Raw genomic sequence first — 21,492 nt, 5'->3', positions numbered from 1 at the left:
AAATGGCAGTTCCGCAAAACAGCACAGTTCGATGGTTTACCAGCGACATGGTCGGTGCTCCGATACTGGATGAAACCCCGGGTGCAATTGTCGCAATCCTTGACGCCTGTTTGATTAACGGCTTCGGTACCGCCACCCCAGACGGAAACAAGATCACCGTCAGTGGTGGCGTTGCGACAGTTGAGTTCAGCGGAGGCAATACCTTTGAAAAATATGCCGTAATTGAGATCGCCGGCGCCAACCCGATAGAGCTGAACGACGTATGGCGAATCAAAGCGACGACGGCCACGACCTTTAGTTTTGACTGCCCCGGCATCCCTGATGGTAATGCCACGGGAAGCATAACAGTGAAGCGCGCGACCCCCGGTTATTGGGAAAAGGCTTTCGGCGACAACCTGAAAGCAGCCTACCGCTCAACTCACCCGGACAGCTATGGTTGCTTTATTCGGGTAGACGATACTGCGCCGTACAACGACGCTTTCCGCGTCCCTGTTCGCTGCTATCAAGCCATGACTGATATTGATACAGGAACTGATGAGTTCCCTACCTTCGCCGACCAACCAGCCGATAACAGCACCTCAAACCACCAGTGGACTCGAATAGGCACACCCTCATACGCGCCGGCGAACTGGGCGATTGTTGCTGACGAGCGCTTTTTCTACTTTATGCCCAGTTATTATAACAACCGGGGAGCAGCACTTTATGAGTTTGGAGACATCGTTGGGGCGGCCCCCTTGGATGTCTTTGCATGCCTCACGTCGGCAGATATCAGGCAATCAACTTACCCTGGTCAAAACTGCAAAGCGCACGAAACAAGAGATAGTGCCTCTACTGGATACTACTTTGCCGCGTCGAGAGAGGGGGCAACGAGAGGGCCTAAAGCGTCGAAGGTCGGTATATACGGCCAGAATTACCTCGGGAACTCTGACACTTACGCATCAAGTAATATTTACCCTTCTCCAGTGAGCGGCGGTTATCTGTTTTTGCCGGTCATTGTAACGCAAGACAAAGTTATGCGAGGAAGAGCCCCAGGGCTTTTGCAAACCATCACTAAGCTAACGAGCGAATCCAGGGTGCCAGAAAACGGCGTTGCAAAGCTGATCGATAAAGCCCATGTCAATGATAACGCTTTGCTCATGGTTCAGCTCAATTTTGGCTCAACCAACGTCCTCGGCTCAGAGGTGGGAGTGTTTGACATAGAGGGGCCATGGCGATGAGCAGGCTCACACTAGGCGGCGTTTTTGGTCGTCGAGGAGGTCTCGGCGCCGGTAGGTTAAAAGGACTAGTCACGGACGCTACCGGTGCCCCGGCGGGAAGATGGGTGAACATTTACACTCAGGCTTCCAGTTCTTTCCTTGGGGAAGGGCCAAGAACCCACATTGCCAGAATTAAAGCCGACGAGCTGACGGGGGAGTGGGTATTGGACTATCTGGATACGGGGCGACTTTATACCGTGATAGCCCACGACCCGGACCAAGAATACGATCCCGTAATCAAAACCAACCTGCGCCCCGAGCCGATGGAGTAACGCATGGCCTTGACCCTATCGACAACCCATCAGGCGGCACGACAGGAAGCCGCGCGAGTGCCAGCCCTGCAGGCCAGCTATGCCCGGCTGGTCGCCAGCCCGGGGGAAGCCGTCATTCAGCTATTCGAGGGCACGCCGGACACCGGCACCCTGATCGCCGAGCTACCAATGGCGCCGGAGGTTTTGACGTTGGACACCGAACAGATCCAGATCAGAACCACCGCCGCCCTTGAAGGCCAGGTGACAACCGCCGGCATCGTAGACAGCGCCCGGATACTGGACGGCACCGGTGCCCATTGGGCCGACGCCACCGTGACCGACGAAGCCGGCTCCGGCGACATCAAACTGCAGGACACCAATCTGCAGGCCGGCGCCTTTGCCCGGATCACCAGCGCCGTATTTCAGGGGTAAACCGTGATCAAGCTTCGGCTCTGGAAGCGACGGCAGGACACCCCGGGGCCGGTAGACCTTCGGTTCACCCCAGACCCCGGCATCATCCTGGAGCTGCTGCGCCCGAGGGAACCAACCCCCGGGCCGGTCACGCTCCAGTTTGGCCGCTATGAGCCGCCGGAATACCCGACCACCAGCGGCACCCTGAGCGCCAGTCTGCCCGTTCCAGCCTTGCCGGACATAACCCTGGCCGCAGAAGGCGAAAGCGCCGTCCCGCCGGTCATGGGCACCCTGAGCGCGATCCTGCCGGCACCGGCGCTGGCGGACATAACCCTGCAGGCCATCGATCAGACCCTGCGGGGGGATTTGCTGGCCACCCTGCCAGAATCCAGCCCGCAGATCGCCATGGCCGCCGAGGGCAGCCAGAATCTGGACCTGCCCGACGCGGACGGGGTAGCCGCCGGGCTGCCCGCGCGCAACTTCCAGACCAGCCAGACCCGGCTGGCCACCCAGCAGCAAGAGATGGCGCGCACCCAGACCCGCGCGGCCCCGATCCAGACCGAGGCCCTGCCCGTCACCAAAGGCCAGAGCATCCGGCAACAGCAGTCTGAAAAGCTGGAAGCCAGCCGCCGAATCGTGGCCCAGCACGGCCAGAAAATCGAAGGCCGCGCCACCACCATCGGACACGCAGACGCGGTACGCATCCGGCAGGCGTTCACCAGCGAACACCAGCGCGGCATCCGCCTAAGCAAAGGCGTGGGCCAGCGATACGCGGAAACCATCAAACTGAGGGCCACGCGGGCGCTGACGGAGCAGCAGAGCCTCCCGGTCGCCGGCACCCTCACCGTGCGCAGCAATCAGGGCGCCAAGCTGGCCCTGAAAGTCAGCATCCGAGCAACCCAGGCGATTTACCCGCCGCCCGGGCTGGCCACCTGGCCACCACCGGTTGACCCGGAAACGCCGGACGACGACCAGATTGTGCTCCGGTTCTGCCGAGAGCAAGACGGCACCACAACACTGATATTCGGTTGCCCGGATGACAAACCAGACCCGGGCGGCACCGTCATCATACCCATCAGGGAGATTTACACCGTGATCAACACCCTGACCCTGACCGAGCTGGACGGCACCCCCGTCCCGGCCGAGGATTTCAGCGCCAGCATCGATGCCGATAGCTGGACCTGGAGCTGGTCAACCCGTATCCCGGCCAGCGCATTGGCACAAGTGCGGCCGGACAGCAGCACCCGAGTGGAGCTGATCGCCACCATCAACGGCGAACCCCTGCGGGTATTGGTCGAAAACATACAGCGGGAACGCCGCTGGGGCGAAGCCTGGCTACGAGTTTCAGGAAGGGGGCGCGCCGCGTTCCTGTCTGCCCCCCTCGCACCGGTCACGCAGTACACCAACACCAGCGGCATGACCGCCCAGCAGGCCCTGAATGAAACACTGAAAATCAACGGCGTTCCGATCGGCTGGTCGCTCGACTGGCAGATCGAGGACTGGCAGATACCCGTCGGTATCTGGTCCCATAACGGCACTTGGATCGACGCGGCGAAGCGGATCGCTGAGGCCGGCGGCGCCTACGTCCAGAGCCATGACACCGACCAGACTCTACGGATTCTGCCCCGGTACCCGGTCGCCCCCTGGGACTGGTTAAGCGCCACCCCCGACATTGTACTGCCGGAGGACGTTGTGGAACTGGAGGGCATCGAGTGGCAGGAAAAACCGGACTATAACGCGGTCTGGGTACACGGCGGCGACCAGGGGCGGGCCGACCGCATCATCGTCGGCACCAGCGGCGGCACCAAGCCGGCCCCGACCATCATCGACGAGCTGGCCACCGACCCGGCCATGACCCGCCAGCGAGGCCTGGCTCTGCTGGGTAACACCGGCAAGCAAGCCCAGATCAGCCTGCGCTTGCCCGTTCTGCCTGAAACCGGCCTGATCCGACCCGGCAAGCTGATCGAGTATCAGGAGCAGGGTAACACCCGGCGCGGGCTGGTTCGCAGTCTGAGCGTCAATCACAGCCGCCCTCAGCTTTGGCAAACCATTGGAGTAGAAACCCATGAGTAACCTGTATAAGCGCCTGCTCGGCGTGCTGCCCTCAGAGCCCAGGGATAAAGGAAAGGTGGTGGCGGTGCACCCTGATGGCGCGACAGTAGAGCTGGTAACCGGAGCGAGAGTGCGAGTGAGGGGAGATGTCCAGGTGGGCGATCATGTGTTCATCCGAGGCCGGCAAATTGAAGGGCCGGCCCCAGCTTTGGCTGGCATTGATCAAACAATCTGATCAGCGGTAGTAGCCACTCCAGTTAACAACACACCCGTTTCTGAAATACACATAATTGGCCGAGCCGCCAGTGTAGTGATAGGCCCACTGAGTCAGATCGCCAGTCGATATGCTTGATGGGCTCCCCCAAGATCTCCTGACATCATCCGGTTTCATGCCTCGCTTGATCTTGTTCTGCACGATCAGGCGTCGAAGCTCCGTAGAGTTAATGTAAGGGCATGGGTCGCTGGCATTGGATCTCTGGCGAGTTTCCGGCTCGTAGAATTCCGCATCCGTGCCAGTGTCGAATCGACCGCCAATAGCCGGAGCTGGCTTATGATCCAGTTCCTTGGCGTTATCACCACAAGGCTCGTCGGAGAAGATCGTCTGGCCATCAACCTTGCACTGATAGATGGCAGCCTGACCGACTACAGGGAATAGTAATGCGATGAAAAGCAACGTCCTTTTGAGCATGCTAACCTCCTTTATCGAGATACCTTAGCCAATGCAGTCAGAAACTGGATGTCAAAAGATGTTAAATAGCACGCTGGCGGATTGGTTGTACCCCTATTTTTGGCAGGGGTTTGAAGGGAAGGCTGGCGGAATTTCGAACCAAAACGGCATTGTAATATTTTGATTTTTAAGGGACGGTTTTCCCGATTTTCTGACCTTTCCAAACTCGCCTTTTTCTATATATTTCAGCGCCCTGCCCCACTTTCCACCCATACATGGGGTGCAAGGGGTCGTAGGTTCAAATCCTACCGTCCCGACCAGAATTCCCTACACAAAGCCCGGGCCGAAAGGTCCGGGCTTTGTCGTTCTATCAGGCAGCGACCGCCTGCCCACGCTTCTCCCAGGGGTATTCCCGAATCGGCAGGTGAATCAGTGCCGACAACGCCCCGACGCCTACACCGATCCACCACACCAGCGTGTAGTTATGGTAGAGGTCGTACAGGGCTCCACCCAGCCAGACACCAAGAAAACCGCCAAGCTGGTGCGAAAAGAATACCAGGCCATAGAGCGTGCCCATGTACTTCAACCCGTAGATGTGGGCAACCAGGCCAGACGTCAGCGGTACCGTTGCCAACCACAACGAACCCATCGCCACCGAGAAGAGCACAACGCTTTCAGGAGTGATGGGCGCCATGATAAAGGCGGCAGAGACGATTGTTCGTAACAGGTAAATCGTCGCCAGAAGGTACTTGCGCGAGTATCGGTTACCCAACCAGCCGGCCATCAGTGTGCCACCGATATTGAACAGACCGATCAGGGCAATTGAGATGGCGCCGAGCCCGGACGCTGACGTTACCCCCAGCACGTAGATCAGGCTGTCCGGCGTAATTGGCCCACACATTTCCGTAATAAACGCCGGAAAATGCGCGGTGATGAACGCCAGTTGGTACCCGCAAGAGAAAAAGCCGATAAAAATGAACAGGAAGGAGGGGTCTTTCACCGCTCGCTTCAGCACCACCCCCATCGGCTCATCGGTCGATACCGAGGGCGCCGCCTTGGGTGCCCGCATAAACAGAAGGGCAAGCATCGACACCGTAATGAAACCGGCCAACACCATGAACACGCTTTGCCAGGGCATCTGGCTCAGCAGCGCCTGCGCGACGGGCGGGCCAATGATCTGCCCTGCAGAACCGGCTGCGGTTGCAATGCCCAGCGCCATGGAGCGATGCTTTTCCGGGGCAGAGCGCCCTACGACAGCGAGGATGACCCCGAATCCGGTTCCGGCAATCCCGAACCCAACCAGGATTTCCAGAAGCTGGTGCTGGCCCGGGGTAATGGCGAATGCCGAGGCAACCAGCCCGACCACGTAACAGATACCGCCCACCAGGATAGCTTTGCGATCACCGTAGCGTTCGGCAAAAGCTCCAAAGATCGGCTGCCCGATGCCCCAGAACAGGTTCTGAATGGCGATGGCCAGAGAAAACGACTCCCTTGGCCAGGCAAATTCCAGGGCAATCGGCAGTTGAAACAGACCAAAAGAAGCCCGCACGGAAAAACCAACCAGAATAATAATACAGCCTGCGACAAGTACAGGGTTGATCAGTCGATCATAGGTGCCGGAGGCCGTGCCAGACATGGTTACAGATTCCCGGAGCTGAACAGTCGGTGCGCCACAATAAGCGCGAAGCCAATCAGTATACCTGAAGCAGCGAAAGCCAGTGTAAAGCCGCTCAGTTCAAGTAGCAGACCAAAGAACAGGGGCGCCAGAAAGTGCACCGCCCGGTTTGCCATCAAACGCATACCCAATGCCCCTGCACGCCGCTCCCGTTCCACGGATTCCGCCAGAATCACCATGGACAAAGGCTGGGTGAGGCCCGAACCGATACCCACCAGCATGGCCAGGGCTGCCATCAGCATGACCTGCTCAGACACGCCCAGCAAAGCCAGGCCAGTGGCGAGGGTTCCGAGCGAGAGCAAGACTGTCGGGACGCGCCCCCCCGCGAGACCAATAATGCGCGCCATAAACGGCCGAACCAGCATAGAAACGCCGGCACGAAGACTGACCAGAACTCCGATTATCAACGGGCTGATGGCCAGGCTCTCCAGGTACACTGGCAAATAGCTTCCGTAGACCCCGAGTGCGAACATCCCCAATACCGTGACCAGAATCGACAACTGCACCCCACGGTTACTGCCGACAAGCTGCCATTGCGCCCGGAAACCCGCCTGCTTTCGGGTAACGTGAATACGCTCCCTCGCCTGCCCGGTCAGGCGGAGTGTTACAACGCCCGAGACCAGCGCAAACAGAGCCATTACCAGGAACACGTACTCGGTACCGGAAGACTTCAGCAGGACACCGGCCAGCAACGGGCCAATAACCTGCCCGCCCGACAGCCAGGTGGCATACCAGCCAAAATACTGCTCCAGCCTCGGCCCGGTGCCCAGGTTGGAAATGATGGTTTGGGCGGCCAGAACCATCTGGAGGTGAGCCAGCCCCACCAGCAACTGACCAGTCACGAGGCCCGCATAGCCATACCACGCATGCATCGACAACAAGCCTGCCACCATAATGCCCGCCCCGGCCAGCAGCGTGGCCCTGCCACCAAACCGGCTCACGATGCCTCCCAGGGGAATGGCCAGCACCAGCGGTAGCAGATACTGGGCGCTTAACACTGCACCCAGAACGAGCGGAGAGGCGCCAAGTTGAAGTCCATACACAGGCACTGCCACAATCAGCATTGAGTAGACGACAAAACACAGCGTCAGTGACAGACAGACCGCGAAGAAATTTTGCGAGGCCTCAGAGGCTCCCCCGGAAGAGTCGCGGTGGCTGGAATGGTTGCTTTGCAAGTGGATGCCCGATTCGAATGATGTAGCTAAAACGGGCTATGGTAACGCGAATGGCTCGCAACAGAAACGCGAGGAAAGGAAAAGCCGGGGGAAGCACTCCCCCCGGCCCAAACCGGCTTTATTCAGCCGACGCAATCAGGCTGGCGTTACCACCGGCCGCTGTGGTGTCGATACACAGATGCCGCTCAATCACGTAGCGTTGATCCAGCTTGTGTTCTGTGATCACCGGCAACAGCGCGCCCTCACGCTTGCTCAGCGCCATGCGATACTGCTTGAGCAGCGGCTTCTCGGCTACGCTCACCACCGCTTCAAATCCGGTCAGGTGGCTCAGAGCGTCCGGATCAAGCATGCCATCGCTGGCAATAACCGGAAGTCCGGCCTTGATGGCATCGGCCAGTGCCTTCTCGGCACCCGGTGCAATCACTACCACCTTGTTACCCTGCGACAGGGCGGTGCCGGCCTGCTCAACGGCAGACTCGGCGTCTGGACCAAGGCACAGTACCAGCCCGCGACCATGGCAGGACAGATGGTTCTGCTCGCCCGTCGGCCCCGGCATCTCCTCGTACCCTTCGTCCAGAGGCGCCGGCACCTTACCGAAGAAGGGCTCCAGCAACGCCTGACGACCTTCCGCTTCCGGTACCGCTGCTTTGGCCAGCTTGTCGATCAGCTTCTGGGCCTTGTCGGTACTGAACACCTTGTCACTGGACTGAGCAGGCTTTTCAACCACCTCACCCCGCAGGAAACGGCGCACGTATTGCGGGCCACCGGCTTTCGGCCCGGTACCCGACAGTCCCTCGCCACCGAATGGCTGGGAGCCGACGATGGCGCCGATCTGGTTACGGTTAACGTAGGTGTTGCCCACCTTGATACGACTGGCAATGTGCTCGATCCGGCGGTCAACGCGGCTATGAATACCGAAAGTCAGACCGTAGCCCTTGGCATTGACGGCATCAATCACCTTGTCGATGTCCTTGGCTTCAAACGTAGCCACGTGCAGAACCGGGCCGAAGATTTCCTCTTCCAGTTCTTCAATTCCGCTCACCTGAAGCACTGCCGGCGACACGAACAGGCCCTTCTCCGGTACGTTGAGTTTCTTGAGCAGTTTGCCTTGCTGCTCGAATTTCTGGCAATGGTCGGTAATCTTCTTGCGGGCGTTTTCGTCGATCACCGGGCCCACATCGGTCGACAACTGCCACGGATCACCAATACCAAGTTCCTCCATGGCACCGTAGAGCATGTCCAGGAGATTATCGGCAATGTCCTTCTGTACATACAGCATGCGAAGTGCAGAACAGCGCTGACCGGCACTCTGGAAGGAGGATGCCAGCACGTCACGCACCACCTGCTCCGGCAACGCGGTGGAATCCACGATCATGGCGTTCAGGCCACCGGTTTCTGCCACCAGCGGTGCATCCGGCTCCATGTGTTCGGTCATGGCCTTGTTGATCCGCTGCGCCGTGGCGGTTGAACCCGTGAAACACACGCCGGTCACCCGGGCATCTGAGGTCAGTCCGGAACCCACGGTGGCGCCGGTACCAGGCAATAGCTGGATCGCAGCCCGGGGGATGCCCGCCTGATGCATCAGCTCCACGGCCCGGAAGGCCAGCAGCGAGGTTTGTTCTGCCGGCTTGGCCACCACCGCGTTACCGGCCGCCAGGTTCGCCAGAATCTGGCCAGTAAAGATCGCCAGCGGGAAGTTCCAGGGCGAGATGCAGCACATCACACCACGGGCTTCGCCGTCATTCTTGTAACGAATGCCTTCAATGGCATAGAACATGGCAAAATCCACGGCCTCACGAATCTCGGCCACGGCATCCAGCAGGGATTTGCCTGCTTCTCGGGTGGTCAACGCAAACAGCTCGTGCACATTCTCTTCGTAAAGGTCGCCGACCCTGCGAATCATGGCCGCACGCTCTTCCGCCGGTACCGAAGACCACTGTTTGAAGCCGTCCTGAGCGGCGTCCAGAGCTGACGAAATATCCACGTCTGAGGTATAGGTGATGTGACCGACCAGGTCGTCCGGGTTTGCAGGATTCCGTACCTCAACCACTTCGTCACTGACAGAATCCACGGCCAGTATCGGGCCACCTTTCCACTGATGGCTCTTGTAACGATTACGACCTTCATCAATCTCGGCCACCGTCACCGGATCCGTAATATCCCATCCTTTGGAGTTTCGACGCTGCTCACCAAAGATTTTCGACGGGTGCACAATCGCTTTGCTGGACAGGTTTTGGCCAAGGCCCACCACCACGTCAATAGGGTCTTTGGCGATTTCTTCCGGGGTGATGCTGGTATCCACAATCTGGTTAACAAAGGAACTGTTGGCGCCGTTCTCCAGCAACCGGCGAACCAGGTAAGCCAGCAGGTCTTTGTGGGCACCTACCGGCGCGTAGATCCGGCAAGGCACACCGCTGTCCTCCAGAACCTGGTCGTGCAGGGATTCGCCCATACCATGCAGGCGCTGGAACTCGAATTTATCCCGACTCAGATCCTTGGCCAGTTCCAGCACCGCTGACACCGAATGGGCGTTGTGGGTGGCGAACTGCGGGTAGATACGGTCGGTCATGCCCAGAAGCTTGCGAGCACCGGCCAGGTAAGCGACGTCGCTGCAGGCCTTGCGGGTGAAGACCGGAAAGTCTGACAGGCCCATCACCTGGGCACGCTTGATCTCGGCATCCCAGTAAGCACCTTTAACCAGCCGCACCATGATGCGGCGATCCAGTTTTTCAGAAAGCGCATAGAGCCAGTCCAGGGTCTGCGAGGCGCGCTTGCCGAACGCCTGGACCACAACACCAAAACCTTGCCAGTCTTTCAGTTCCGGGTCGGACAGGATGGCCTCAATCACATCCAGGGAAAGATCCAGACGATCCTGCTCTTCGGCATCAATATTGAAGCCCATGTTGGCCGCTGCTGCCTTTTTGGCGAGCTTGAGTGCCCGGGGCATGAGTTCATTCATCACCCGCTCTTTATGCCCGTACTCATAGCGTGCCAGCAGCGCTGACAGCTTCACCGAGATACCCGGATTCGTTCTTACATCGCCTTTGCAGCGCTTGCTGATGCTGTCAATGGCATCAGAGTACGCCTGGTAATAACGCTGAGCATCGGCATCGGTGCGCGCCGCTTCGCCCAGCATGTCATAGGAATAGGTATAGCCCCGCTCTTCCTGGGACTTGCCGCGGTCCTGCGCCTCTTCAATGGTACGACCCAGTACAAACTGGCGCCCCATTTCCTTCATGGCCTGGCCCGCCACGGTGCGCACAACCGGTTCGCCCAGGCGCTTGACCAGCTTACGAAGGGTATCCCCCACACTCTGGCGCTCGGAATCTTTCAGCAGGTTGCTGGTCATCAGCAGGGCCAGGGTGGCCGAGTTGATCATTCCGGACTTGGCCTTGCCCACGTGGGCGCCCCAGTTACCCGAGGTGATCTTGTCTTCAATCAGATCCTGGATGGTGAGATTGTCAGGTACCCGCAGCAGAGCCTCCGCCAGACACATCAGGGCCACACCTTCTTTGGTGGTCAGCCCGTATTCGGCGAGAAACTTTTCCATGATGGTCGGGCGGGCGCTGTTGCGCACATCCCGCACCAGCTCTGCCGCCCGGGCCGAAATCGCCTTTCGGGTTTCATCCGACAACTGGGCCTCAGCAATCAGCCGGTGGATCACTTCATGTTCATCTGCCAGGTAGTTTGCACGGATCGCCTGGCGAATGTCGTTAAGTTCCGGTGCCACAGATTGCTGAAGACTCATGGTGTACCCTCCTGATTGTTTGAATACTGACCGCATTTTAGCGAAGCAGGTACATGCAATTAGCCTGTTCAGCATCAAAATAGATTATTATTTTCCTTTTTTAGTACCCTAAAAATTATCTATAAGCCTGCACTTTCGCTAATATTGGACGTTTCGGCCTTTTAAAAAAATTCATCCACTATCTCAAAGGATAGCAGTCATGGCAGATCTCGACAGAATCGATCTTTCCATCATCCGGGAACTGCAAAAGAACGGCCGTATTACCGTGACAGACCTTGCTTCCCGGGTCGGTTTATCAAAGACTCCCTGTCAGGTACGAATGAAACGGCTGGAAGATCAGGGATACATTACCGGCTACAGCGCCATGGTGAATCAGACCAAGCTGGGGCTCTCTCATGTTGCGTTCGCCCAGGTCACTCTGAATGACACCAGCAGCAAGGCACTGGCGGCGTTCAATGAGGCCGTCCGGCAAATCTCCGCGGTGGAGCAGTGTCATATGATGGCGGCGAATTTCGACTATCTTCTGAAAATACGTACCCGCAACATGGCTGAATACCGCCAGGTTCTGGGAGAACAGATCTCCAGCCTGCCCCACGTACTCCAGACCAGCACTTTTGTCGTGATGGAAAACGTTAAAGACCGAGGACAGTAAGATGCGGATCGTTGTTGCGCCCGACTCCTTCAAGGAATGCCTGTCTGCGAAGCAGGTCGCCTCTGCCATCGCCCGTGGATGGCGCAAGGCTGCCCCGGAGGATGAGATTGTGGAAATCCCCCTCGCCGATGGGGGTGAAGGAACCACTGTGGCACTGACAGAGGCTATGGGCGGGCGGCTGCATACGGTGGCCGTCACGGGCCCGCTGGGTGAGCGTATCGAAGCCCGCTTTGGCCTGGCCAATAACAACGAAACCGCCGTCATTGAGGTAGCTGAAGCCAGCGGCTTGCATTGTGTACCCGCCGAGGCCCGTGATGCGCTCCGGGCAACCAGCCGTGGTACCGGAGAGATGATTCTGGCAGCCCTGAAACACCGGCCGAAAACATTGATCATGGGCCTGGGAGGAAGCGCCACAACGGATGGCGGCGCGGGCATACTGCAGGCTCTGGGGGCGCGCCTGCTGGATAACCAGAGCGAGGAAATCGGGCCCGGCGGCGCCGGCCTGGCAAGGCTGGCCACCGTTGACCTGGAACCTGCCATTCGTCGACTCAACGGCATCCAGTTGATTGTGGCCTGCGATGTCACCAATCCACTGCTGGGCCCGGAGGGAGCGGCAGCGGTTTTCGGGCCGCAGAAAGGCGCCAATGAAGACGACGTTCGTCAGCTGGACGCCAATCTTGCGCATTTTTCCCGTCTGGTTAAGGCGCAGGGCCTGGACATTGCCAGCTTTCCCGGTAGTGGCGCCGCCGGGGGTATTGGTGGCACGGTCAAGGGTATTCTGGACGCCCGACTCCAACCGGGAATAGAGCTGGTGATGGAGGCCGTCAAACTGGAGCAGCATATCCGCAACGCGGATCTGGTGATCACCGCGGAAGGCGCCATCGATGCTCAAAGCGCCTTTGGAAAAACGCCGGCCGGCGTGTCCAGACTGGCGCATGCCTGCGGTGTACCAGTGATTGGCCTGTGTGGAAAATTAGGGGCTGAACTGGCTCCGCTCCATAGCGTTGGGTTAACAGCGGCTTTCTCGATCACCCCCGCTCCCATCACCCTGACGGAAGCCTATGGTCTGGCAGAAGCTAACCTCGAGAAGTCTTCGGAGCAGCTGGCGCGCCTGACGCACAGTTTCTCACGCCGGTGAAGCGGTTTTCCGTAATCCGGTGAGCTCAACCCGGCCGCGGGCTAACCGAACCTGGCCCCGGCGTTCGAGTTCTTTAAGCAGTCGGCTGACCACTTCCCTGGCCGTTCCCAGCTCCACGGCCAGCTCCTGATGGGTAATATTCAGTACACTCTGACCATCAGCCGCACGGGCCTGAAGCCACTCCGCCAGGCGCTCATCCATACGGTGAAACGCTACTTCTTCAACCAACAACATCAGATCGTCAAGTCGACGGCCATAGGACTCCATAATCCCCAGCCGGAACTCTGCCGACTGATCCATCAGCCGATCGAATAATCCGCGCGGGATAATGGCGGCTTCTGCCTCCTCTTCAACGATGGCTTCAGCCCGGTAGCCACGGCCCGTCATCAGACAGCCAATGGACAACGTGCAGATATCGTCAGCGCCCATACGGTAGAGCACGATGCTGTGGCCAGATGCTCCGGTCATCTGCACCTTGATACTGCCATCCAGCACCAGGGGAAGCCCCCGGCAATGTTCTCCGGCACTGAACAGCACCTGCCCGGGAGGGAAACGCATGGCCTGGAGACCCTCCAGGGCATCTTTGCGCAAGGAGTCATGTAGTGTGTCGAGAATACTGTGCCTGGCCATTCCGCATTGCCTTGTATCGAAAGTCGTCTGCCTGTGTGACTTTATCACTGAACCCGGCCAATAACAGGCCTATAGTCAAACCATCATCCGACATCACACAGGAGAGACCAAGATGACGGTAAACATGGGTTCCGCTGATCGTATTATTCGTGCCATCGTGGGTGTTGTCCTGCTGGCCCTGGTCTTTGTTGGCCCCCAGACACCCTGGGGCTGGATTGGCATTGTACCGCTGGCAACAGCACTGGTGGGAAACTGCCCTGCCTATTCCCTGCTCGGCATCAAAACCTGCAAAACAAAATAGGCCTCCAGGCACCAGAAACACAAAGGCCAGAGCAGCTCTCGCCACTCTGGCCTTTGTCGTTCTTCAATGCAGACAGGCTTACTGCTGTTTCAGCGCACCGGCGTGTTCAGCACATCCAGCACTTCCTCAAGCTCGGTGATCATCTGACGGATCAACTGCTTGTACTGTGAAGTATCATCCTTCACTTCGCTGCTGCTGAGCTTCTGCTTGGCACCACCAATGGTGTAGCCCTGATCGTACAGCAGGCTGCGGATCTGGCGGATGGTGATCACATCCGCGCGTTGATAGTAACGGCGATTGCCCCGGCGCTTGACCGGCGACAGCTGCGGGAATTCCTGCTCCCAATAGCGCAACACATGCGCCTTGACCGCACACAGCTCGGCTACTTCACCAATGGTGAAATAACGCTTGCCCGGAATAACCGGGAGCTCATTGTTATGACTGGGTTCCAGCATACGCTTCTACTTTCTGCTTCAGTTTCTGACCTGGTCGAAACGTAACTACGCGCCGTGCACTGATGGGAATTTCCTCACCCGTTTTCGGGTTCCGTCCCGGTCGCTGCTTCTTGTCCCTGAGATCGAAGTTGCCGAAACCCGACAACTTCACCTGCTCGTTGTGGCTGAGTGCGCCTCTGATTTCGTCGAAGAAAGCTTCCACCATTTCCTTGGCTTCCCGCTTGTTAAGCCCCAACTCCTCGTACAAGCGCTCTGCCATGTCCGCTTTCGTCAAAGCCGCCATCTGTCAACTCCTCAGTGTTGCCCCCAACTCTTCTTTCAGGGCATCGATAACCCCATTGAAGAGCGAATGCACTTCGTCCTCGTTAAGCGTGCGTTCAGGATGCTGCCAGAACAGGCTCAGAGCCAGGCTTCGGTTACCCTCACCCAGGCTTTCACCTTCGTAGACATCAAACACACGCAACGCCGTGAGGTGCTCGCCAGCATGTTTACGGGCCACATGTTCTACCTGGGCGAACGCCACATCGCTCCCGATAATGATAGCCAAATCCCGGCGAACTTCCGGGAATTTTGAAATATCTTTGAAATTAGGCACATAACCGGCAACGATCGAATTCAAGAATAGCTCAAACATCAGGATCGTGCCATTAAGTTCAAGATTTTTCTGAACTTGTGGATGCAGTGCACCCAGCCAGCCCACATGCTCGCCATCCCTCAACAGTTCCGCCGTCTGGCCCGGATGCAGCGCAGGGTGCTGGCTGGCAATAAAATCAACCTCGATGCCAAGCAGTCGGAACAGGCTTTCCAATTCCCCTTTTACATCAAAGAAATCCGTGGTTCTGCGACCGTTTACCCAGTTTTCGGGATTCTGGTTACCAACCACCACCCCTGCCAACATCGGCTGCTGACTGATGCCATCGGCATCCTGAACGAATCGCAAACCGGTCTCGAACAAGCGAATACGGGGCTGCTGCCGGTTCTGGTTGTAGCCCACGGTTTTAAGCAGGCCGCTCCAAAGCGTCGTGCGCATCACCGAAAGATCCGACGAGATGGGATTGGCCAACGCAATCCCCTCACGTTCCGGATCCACCAGCTGTTGAACCTTGGGATCAACAAAGCTGTAGGTCACCGCTTCCTGGTAGCCCTGGGCGACGAAAAAGTTACGCACAGCAGACAGCGGCCGAACCGCTTCTTCCCGGGCCCGCAGCCCAAGCGAGCCGGTTGGCTCGGTGACCGGCAGATTGTTATAACCAAAAATGCGACCGACCTCTTCGATCAGGTCTTCTTCGATGGAAATATCCGGCCGGAAGCTGGGCACACTGATACGCCAGCCGTCTTTCAACAGCTTGTCGATGTGCAGGCCAAGCCGGCTGAGAATCTCTTCAACGGTAGTGCGGTCAATTCTAAGCCCCAACACATCCGCCAGGCGCTGCTCACGCAGATCAATCACCCGCGCCTTTGGCAGGTGTTCCTTGCTGGCCACTTCGACAATTTCGCCGGGCTCGCCCCCGACAATAGCCATCAGCAGACCGGTTGCCCGCTCCATGGCATCCCGTGCCAGCTCATAATCCACGCCCCGCTCAAAACGGTGGGAGGCATCTGTATGCAGGCCATATTGACGAGCCTTGCCGGCCAGCGTGATCGGGTCAAAATAGGCGGATTCAAGCACCAGATCCCGGGTTTTCTCACTCACCCCGGAATGCTCGCCCCCCATCACACCGGCAATGGCCACTGGCTTCTCGTGGTCGGCAATCACCAGCGTTTCCGGAGTAAGCTCGACCTCCTGACCGTCCAGCAATACCAGTTTTTCGCCCGAGCCAGCCATACGCACAACAATCCCACCCTTGATCTCATCCCGGTCAAAGGCATGCATGGGCTGGCCCAGTTCCAGCATGACGTAGTTGGTGACATCCACCGCCGCATCAATGGAACGGATACCGGAACGACGCAGCTTCTCCTGCATCCAGAGCGGCGTTTCTGCCTGCAGATTGACGTTTCGCAGAACACGCCCCAGATAACGGGGGCAACCCTCAGGGGCTTCCACCCGGATATCAGGCACTTCCGAGTGCACCGCTTCCACGTGCGGAATGGAAGGCGCATTGGTGACCAGGCTGTTCAACACGCCCACTTCCCGGGCCAGGCCCTTGATGGACAGACAGTCGCTGCGATTCGGGGTTAGATCCACATCAATGGTGATGTCATTCAGCTTCAGATAGTCAACCACCGGCTGCCCAACCGGGGCATCCTCCGGGAGCTCCATCAGGCCGTCATGGTTATCGGACAAGCCCAGCTCGGATTCCGAACACAGCATACCCTCGGAGGGCTGCCCCCGGAGCTTGGCTTTCTTGATCTTGAAATTGCCGGGCAGCACAGCGCCCACCTCGGCAAAAGGCACCTTCAGCCCGTCGCGAACATTGGGGGCACCACAGACCACCTGCACGGTCTGCTCGCCATTGCTCACCTGACACACCCGCAGCTTGTCGGCATCCGGATGGGGCGCAACGGAAACGACCTCACCCACAACCACGCCGGAAAATTCGCCGGCCACGGCCTCAAAGCCGTCGACTTCCAGCCCCGCCATGGTGATCTGGTCCATCAACTCCTGAGAGCCAATGTTCGGGTTTACCCACTCGCGCAGCCACTGTTCACTGAATTTCATTATCCTGGTCCTGTCCTGATTCGGTTGATTCTGAGCCTGTTACGCCAATTCCTGGTGTCGTATCAACGGAACTGACGAAGGAAACGCAGGTCGTTTTCGAAGAACATACGCAGGTCTTTTACTCCATAACGAAGCATGGCCAGGCGCTCGACACCCAGACCAAAAGCAAACCCGCGATATTCCTCGGAATCAATACCGCAATATTCGAACACTTTCGGATGCACCATGCCGCAGCCCATCACTTCCAGCCACTTGATGCTGCCATCCGGCTCACGTCCCCATTCAATATCCACTTCCGCCGATGGTTCGGTGAACGGGAAGTAGGAAGGACGGAAGCGCACTTTCAGATCCCGCTCGAAGAACACCCTGAGAAATTCCTCCACGGTGCTTTTCAGATCGGCGAAGCTGACATTCTTCTCCACCAGCAGACCTTCTACCTGGTGGAACATAGGGGTGTGAGTCATATCGGAATCACAACGATAGACCCGTCCGGGGCAGATCATGCGGAACGGCGGCTTGCCTGCTTCCATGGTCCGGATCTGTACCGGTGAGGTGTGGGTACGGAGCAAGGTACCCGGATTGAAATAGAAAGTGTCGTGCATGGCACGAGCCGGGTGGTGCCCGGGAATATTCAGAGCTTCGAAGTTGTGGTAATCGTCTTCGATTTCAGGCCCCTGCTCTACGCTATAACCGGCACGGGCAAAGATTTCCTCAATGCGCTGCAGGGTGCGGGTTACCGGATGCAAACCACCCAGGTCCTGCCCCCTTCCCGGCAGTGTTACGTCAATGGATTCCGCCGCAAGCCTGGCTTCAATGGCCGCTTTCTCAAGATCTGCCCGCCGTGCGTTGATGGCTTGCTCCACCTGCCCCTTGGCTTCATTGATCTTCTGGCCGGCCGCAGGGCGCTCCTCCGCAGAGAGCTTGCCCAGAGTTTTTGCCTGCTGGGTAATCACACCCTTTTTGCCGAGGTATTCCACACGAATTTGATCAAGCGCCTGCAGGTTGTCGGCCTTTTCTACGGCATTCAACCCGTCCTGAACCAGTTGCTCCAGGTTTTCCATTGACCCTGCTCCAAACCAGAAATGGGGTAGGTTAAAACAAAAATAGGGGAAGAGCGTGCCCTTCCCCTATCAGAAGGCGCCGTCATGAAACATGGGGCGCCCGGATCGATCAGCAATCGATGAAAGAGCTTAAGCGATCACAGGGACGCTTTGGCCTTCTCAACAACAGCGGCAAACGCCTGCTGTTCGTTCATGGCCAGATCGGCCAGAACCTTACGATCGATTTCAACATTCGCCTTCTTCAGACCAGCGATCAGACGGCTGTAAGACAGACCGTTTGCACGGGCGCCAGCGTTGATACGGGCAATCCACAGAGCGCGGAATGCACGCTTACGGTTGCGACGGTCACGGTAGGCATACTGACCGGCCTTGATAACCGCTTGCTTGGCAACGCGGTAAACACGGCTACGGGCACCGTAGTAACCTTTGGCCTGATTGAGAATCTTCTTGTGACGACGACGTGCTACCACGCCACGCTTTACACGAGCCATACTTTAATCCTTCTACCTTTACTTTCTAAGGAATGATTCGCGCGGCTGAATCAGCACGCGGTCATGCGCTTGATAGACGCTACGTCCGACTTGGCGATGAGCTTGGTACCGCGCAGCTGACGCTTACGCTTCGGGCTCTTCTTGGTCAGGATGTGGCTGGTGAAGGACTGCTTGTGCTTGAAGCCAGTGGCGGTCTTCTTGAACCGCTTGGTAGCTCCGCTCTTGGTTTTCATCTTCGGCATTTTTAAAACTCCGCATTCTATTTTGGATAAACAATTGTGCCCCTGAACGACAAATCCCCCGCTAATGCGGGGGACCCGTCACGGGATCAGGTTCACTTCTTCTTGCGGGGTGCGATAACCATGGTCATCTGCCGGCCTTCCATTTTCGGCCGCATCTCAACCTGGGCTATTTCTGCCACATCTTCCTCAATCCGCTGCATGAGCTTCATACCAATTTCCTGGTGTGCCATCTCACGTCCACGGAACCGGATTGTGATCTTGCCGCGGTCCCCGTTCTCAAGGAAACGTACCAGGTTGCGTAGTTTGACCTGATAATCCCCTTCTTCCGTTCCTGGTCGGAACTTCAGCTCTTTGACCTGCGTCTGCTTCTGCTTTTTCTTGGCAGCCGCCTTGGCCTTTTTCTCTTCAAAGATCTTCTTGCCGTAGTCCATTATCTTACAGACGATCGGATCGGAATCCGTAACCTGTACCAGATCCAGGGTCGCCTCTTCCGCCATACGCAGGGCGTCTTCGATCGGAACAATCCCGACCTGATTGCCTTCGGCATCAATCAGTCGGACTTCAGTTGCGTCAATATTCTCATTGATAGGCGCCTTGGGTGCGCGCCCACCCCGATTCGCTCGCTGTTTAATAATCAGATCTCCGTTTTGGTTCTACCTTTGCGCTCGACGTCGGCTGCAAGCAGCTTTTCAAAATCGTCGACCGACATGGTTCCCAGGTCTTCGCCCTTACGTGTCCGGACGGCAACGGCGTTGTTCTCGATTTCTTTATCGCCAACAACAACCAGATAGGGAACCTTATTTAGAGTATGCTCGCGGATTTTAAAGCCGATCTTCTCGTTTCTCAAGTCAGCATTAACCCGATAGCCTAAAGAATCCAGTTTTTTGGCCAGATTCTGACAGTAATCACGCTGTTTATCGGTAATATTCAGGACAGCAACCTGTGTCGGTGCCAGCCAGGTTGGGAAAGCACCCTCGTACTCCTCGATCAGGATACCGATGAAGCGCTCAAAGGAACCCAGTACAGCCCGATGCAGCATAACCGGCGTTTTGCGCTCGGAATTGTCGGCCACATACTGCGCCCCCAGACGACCCGGCATCGAGAAGTCGACCTGGATGGTACCACACTGCCACACCCGACCGAGGCAATCTTTCAGAGAAAACTCGATCTTCGGGCCGTAGAAGGCACCTTCGCCCGGCAACAGCTCCCAGTCAACCCCTTCACGGTTCAGCGCCTGCTCGAGCGCTGCCTCGGATTTGTCCCAGACTTCGTCCGACCCGACCCGCTTTTCAGGGCGGGTGGACAGCTTGTAAAGGATTTCACTGAAGCCGAAGTCTGCATATATCTCGTGCAACATGGCAATAAATGCAGACACTTCTTCCTGGATAGCATCTTCCTCACAGAAGATATGGGCATCATCCTGGGTAAAACCACGCACCCGCATCAGTCCATGCAACGCGCCAGAAGCTTCATTCCGGTGGCAGGAGCCAAACTCGGCCAGGCGCAGCGGCAGATCCTTGTAGCTCTTCAGGCCCTGATTAAACACCTGCACGTGACACGGACAGTTCATGGGCTTGATGGCGTAATCGTGCTTCTCGGACTCAGTGGTAAACATGTCGTCCTTGAACTTGTCCCAGTGGCCGGACTTTTCCCACAGGGTCCGCGACACCACCTGAGGTGTCTTGATCTCCTTGTAGCCATGCTTATGCTGCTGGGCACGCATGTACTGTTCCACCTCCTGATAGAGGGACCAGCCATCCGGATGCCAGAACACCATACCCGGGGCTTCTTCCTGCATGTGGAACAGGCCCAGCTTCTTGCCAATCTTGCGATGATCCCTTTTTTCAGCTTCTTCCAGGCGGTGCAGGTAGGCCTTGAGGTCTTTCTTGTTACCCCAGGCAGTACCGTAGATACGCTGCAGCTGCTCATTACTGGTATCGCCACGCCAATAGGCACCGGCCACCTTGGTCAGCTTGAAGGCCTTGAGCTTACCGGTGCTGGGCACGTGAGGACCACGACACAGATCGATGAAGTCGCCCTGACGATAGAATGACAGGTCTTCCTCTCCCGGAATGTCTTCGATGATGCGAACCTTGTACTCCTCGCCCATCTCGTTAAACAGCTTGATCGCTTCGTCCCGGGACATAATGGAGCGGGAAACCGGCAGATCCTGTTTCGCGAGTTCTTCCATACGCTTTTCAATGCGCGCCATGTCTTCATTGGTAAACGGGCGCTCATATTTGAAGTCGTAGTAGAAGCCGTTCTCGATTACCGGACCGATGGTGACCTGGGCGCCAGGGAACAGCTCCTGAACCGCCATGGCCATCAGGTGAGCAGTGGAGTGGCGAATAATATCCACGCCGTCTTCATCACGCTCCGTCACAATCGCCAGCTCTGTATCGTTTTCAATCAGGTGGCTGGTATCCACAAGCTTTCCGTTAACCTTTCCGGCCAGGGCCGCTTTGGCCAGGCCCGCGCCAATGTCTGCGGCAACGTCGTGTACGGTTACGGGTTCAGCAAAACTGCGATGACTGCCATCTGGCAGGGTAATGACGGGCATGATGATCTCCTCGTGGTTTCTCAGCGGTGATCTATACCAAAGATCACTTGGTTGCCGGGCTGCGCGAC

Annotated in this window: 21 protein-coding genes; 8 read left to right on the top strand and 13 right to left on the bottom strand. The window is 57.5% G+C overall.

Going from position 1 to position 21,492, the window contains the following annotated elements:
• Positions 1-2: 2 nt before the first annotated feature.
• The 5 genes from OZ656_RS06050 (at position 3) to OZ656_RS06030 (ending at position 4,205) form a co-directional block, all read left to right on the top strand.
• The gene (locus tag OZ656_RS06050) at positions 3-1,217 is read left to right on the top strand and encodes a hypothetical protein (protein WP_379945059.1); all 1,215 of its coding nucleotides are present in this window, start codon (positions 3-5) and stop codon (positions 1,215-1,217) included.
• A 104-nt stretch (positions 1,218-1,321) separates the two neighbouring features.
• Positions 1,322-1,528 (top strand): hypothetical protein, encoded by a 207-nt coding sequence (locus OZ656_RS06045; RefSeq protein WP_379945058.1) that lies wholly within the window; start codon positions 1,322-1,324, stop codon positions 1,526-1,528.
• A 3-nt stretch (positions 1,529-1,531) separates the two neighbouring features.
• The gene (locus tag OZ656_RS06040; protein WP_379945057.1) at positions 1,532-1,939 is read left to right on the top strand and encodes a hypothetical protein; all 408 of its coding nucleotides are present in this window, start codon (positions 1,532-1,534) and stop codon (positions 1,937-1,939) included.
• A 3-nt stretch (positions 1,940-1,942) separates the two neighbouring features.
• The gene (locus OZ656_RS06035; protein WP_379945056.1) at positions 1,943-3,991 is read left to right on the top strand and encodes a hypothetical protein; all 2,049 of its coding nucleotides are present in this window, start codon (positions 1,943-1,945) and stop codon (positions 3,989-3,991) included.
• A complete protein-coding gene (locus OZ656_RS06030) occupies positions 3,984-4,205 on the top strand; it encodes a hypothetical protein (RefSeq protein ID WP_222447732.1) in 222 nt (73 codons plus the stop codon). Before OZ656_RS06035 ends, OZ656_RS06030 begins: the two co-directional genes overlap by 8 nt.
• Here OZ656_RS06030 and OZ656_RS06025 read toward each other — a convergent pair whose 3' ends face one another.
• From OZ656_RS06025 to putA, 4 genes are all read right to left on the bottom strand, one after another.
• Entirely contained in the window at positions 4,206-4,658 is a 453-nt protein-coding gene (locus OZ656_RS06025) for a DUF4124 domain-containing protein (protein WP_222447731.1), read from the bottom strand.
• 349 nt (positions 4,659-5,007) lie between these two features.
• A complete protein-coding gene (locus tag OZ656_RS06020; RefSeq protein ID WP_278349919.1) occupies positions 5,008-6,273 on the bottom strand; it encodes an MFS transporter in 1,266 nt (421 codons plus the stop codon).
• A 2-nt stretch (positions 6,274-6,275) separates the two neighbouring features.
• The gene (locus OZ656_RS06015; RefSeq protein ID WP_278349918.1) at positions 6,276-7,487 is read right to left on the bottom strand and encodes an MFS transporter; all 1,212 of its coding nucleotides are present in this window, start codon (positions 7,485-7,487) and stop codon (positions 6,276-6,278) included.
• A 118-nt stretch (positions 7,488-7,605) separates the two neighbouring features.
• Positions 7,606-11,235 (bottom strand): bifunctional proline dehydrogenase/L-glutamate gamma-semialdehyde dehydrogenase PutA, encoded by a 3,630-nt coding sequence (putA, locus tag OZ656_RS06010; protein WP_278349917.1) that lies wholly within the window; start codon positions 11,233-11,235, stop codon positions 7,606-7,608.
• Between the two features lie 199 nt (positions 11,236-11,434).
• On the opposite strand from putA, the gene OZ656_RS06005 reads away from it, so the two are divergent.
• Complete coding sequence (locus tag OZ656_RS06005) at positions 11,435-11,887, top strand: winged helix-turn-helix transcriptional regulator (RefSeq protein ID WP_011785524.1); 453 nt, start codon at positions 11,435-11,437, stop codon at positions 11,885-11,887.
• Position 11,888: 1 nt separating this feature from the next.
• Positions 11,889-13,025 carry a glycerate kinase gene (locus OZ656_RS06000; protein ID WP_379945055.1) on the top strand — a complete coding sequence of 379 codons (1,137 nt, stop codon included), beginning with the start codon at positions 11,889-11,891 and terminating at the stop codon, positions 13,023-13,025.
• Here the strand turns inward: OZ656_RS06000 and OZ656_RS05995 are convergent.
• Positions 13,014-13,655: a Crp/Fnr family transcriptional regulator gene (locus OZ656_RS05995; RefSeq protein WP_153741387.1), complete on the bottom strand. Its 642-nt coding sequence runs from the start codon at positions 13,653-13,655 to the stop codon at positions 13,014-13,016. The two genes, OZ656_RS06000 and OZ656_RS05995, sit on opposite strands and share 12 nt — an antisense overlap.
• A gap of 112 nt (positions 13,656-13,767) precedes the next feature.
• Between OZ656_RS05995 and OZ656_RS05990 the strand changes: the two genes are divergently transcribed.
• Entirely contained in the window at positions 13,768-13,956 is a 189-nt protein-coding gene (locus tag OZ656_RS05990; RefSeq protein WP_011785527.1) for a DUF2892 domain-containing protein, read from the top strand.
• A gap of 89 nt (positions 13,957-14,045) precedes the next feature.
• Here the strand turns inward: OZ656_RS05990 and OZ656_RS05985 are convergent, their stop codons facing one another.
• The 8 genes from OZ656_RS05985 to thrS form a co-directional block, all read right to left on the bottom strand.
• Positions 14,046-14,411: a MerR family transcriptional regulator gene (locus OZ656_RS05985; protein WP_011785528.1), complete on the bottom strand. Its 366-nt coding sequence runs from the start codon at positions 14,409-14,411 to the stop codon at positions 14,046-14,048.
• Positions 14,392-14,694: an integration host factor subunit alpha gene (gene ihfA, locus OZ656_RS05980; RefSeq protein ID WP_011785529.1), complete on the bottom strand. Its 303-nt coding sequence runs from the start codon at positions 14,692-14,694 to the stop codon at positions 14,392-14,394. The genes OZ656_RS05985 and ihfA overlap by 20 nt, the downstream gene beginning before the upstream one ends.
• A gap of 3 nt (positions 14,695-14,697) precedes the next feature.
• On the bottom strand, positions 14,698-17,070 hold the full coding sequence (gene pheT, locus OZ656_RS05975; RefSeq protein WP_014420987.1) for a phenylalanine--tRNA ligase subunit beta: 2,373 nt from the start codon (positions 17,068-17,070) through the stop codon (positions 14,698-14,700).
• 62 nt (positions 17,071-17,132) lie between these two features.
• Positions 17,133-18,131, bottom strand: coding sequence for a phenylalanine--tRNA ligase subunit alpha (pheS, locus tag OZ656_RS05970; protein WP_011785531.1), 999 nt, complete (start codon positions 18,129-18,131; stop codon positions 17,133-17,135).
• Between the two features lie 137 nt (positions 18,132-18,268).
• Positions 18,269-18,622 (bottom strand): 50S ribosomal protein L20, encoded by a 354-nt coding sequence (gene rplT, locus OZ656_RS05965; RefSeq protein ID WP_011785532.1) that lies wholly within the window; start codon positions 18,620-18,622, stop codon positions 18,269-18,271.
• Positions 18,623-18,672: 50 nt separating this feature from the next.
• On the bottom strand, positions 18,673-18,864 hold the full coding sequence (rpmI, locus tag OZ656_RS05960) for a 50S ribosomal protein L35 (RefSeq protein ID WP_007151842.1): 192 nt from the start codon (positions 18,862-18,864) through the stop codon (positions 18,673-18,675).
• Between the two features lie 92 nt (positions 18,865-18,956).
• Positions 18,957-19,502: a translation initiation factor IF-3 gene (gene infC / locus OZ656_RS05955; RefSeq protein ID WP_081432078.1), complete on the bottom strand. Its 546-nt coding sequence runs from the start codon at positions 19,500-19,502 to the stop codon at positions 18,957-18,959.
• Complete coding sequence (thrS, locus tag OZ656_RS05950) at positions 19,499-21,424, bottom strand: threonine--tRNA ligase (protein WP_014420984.1); 1,926 nt, start codon at positions 21,422-21,424, stop codon at positions 19,499-19,501. The genes infC and thrS overlap by 4 nt, the downstream gene beginning before the upstream one ends.
• Positions 21,425-21,492 lie beyond the last annotated feature (68 nt).

It is taken from the genome of Marinobacter sp. LM1 (assembly GCF_042763285.1).
Lineage (GTDB): Bacteria > Pseudomonadota > Gammaproteobacteria > Pseudomonadales > Oleiphilaceae > Marinobacter > Marinobacter nauticus.
Note: the sequence above shows the minus strand (reverse complement) of the source record. Positions and strands in the feature narration are given on the sequence as shown.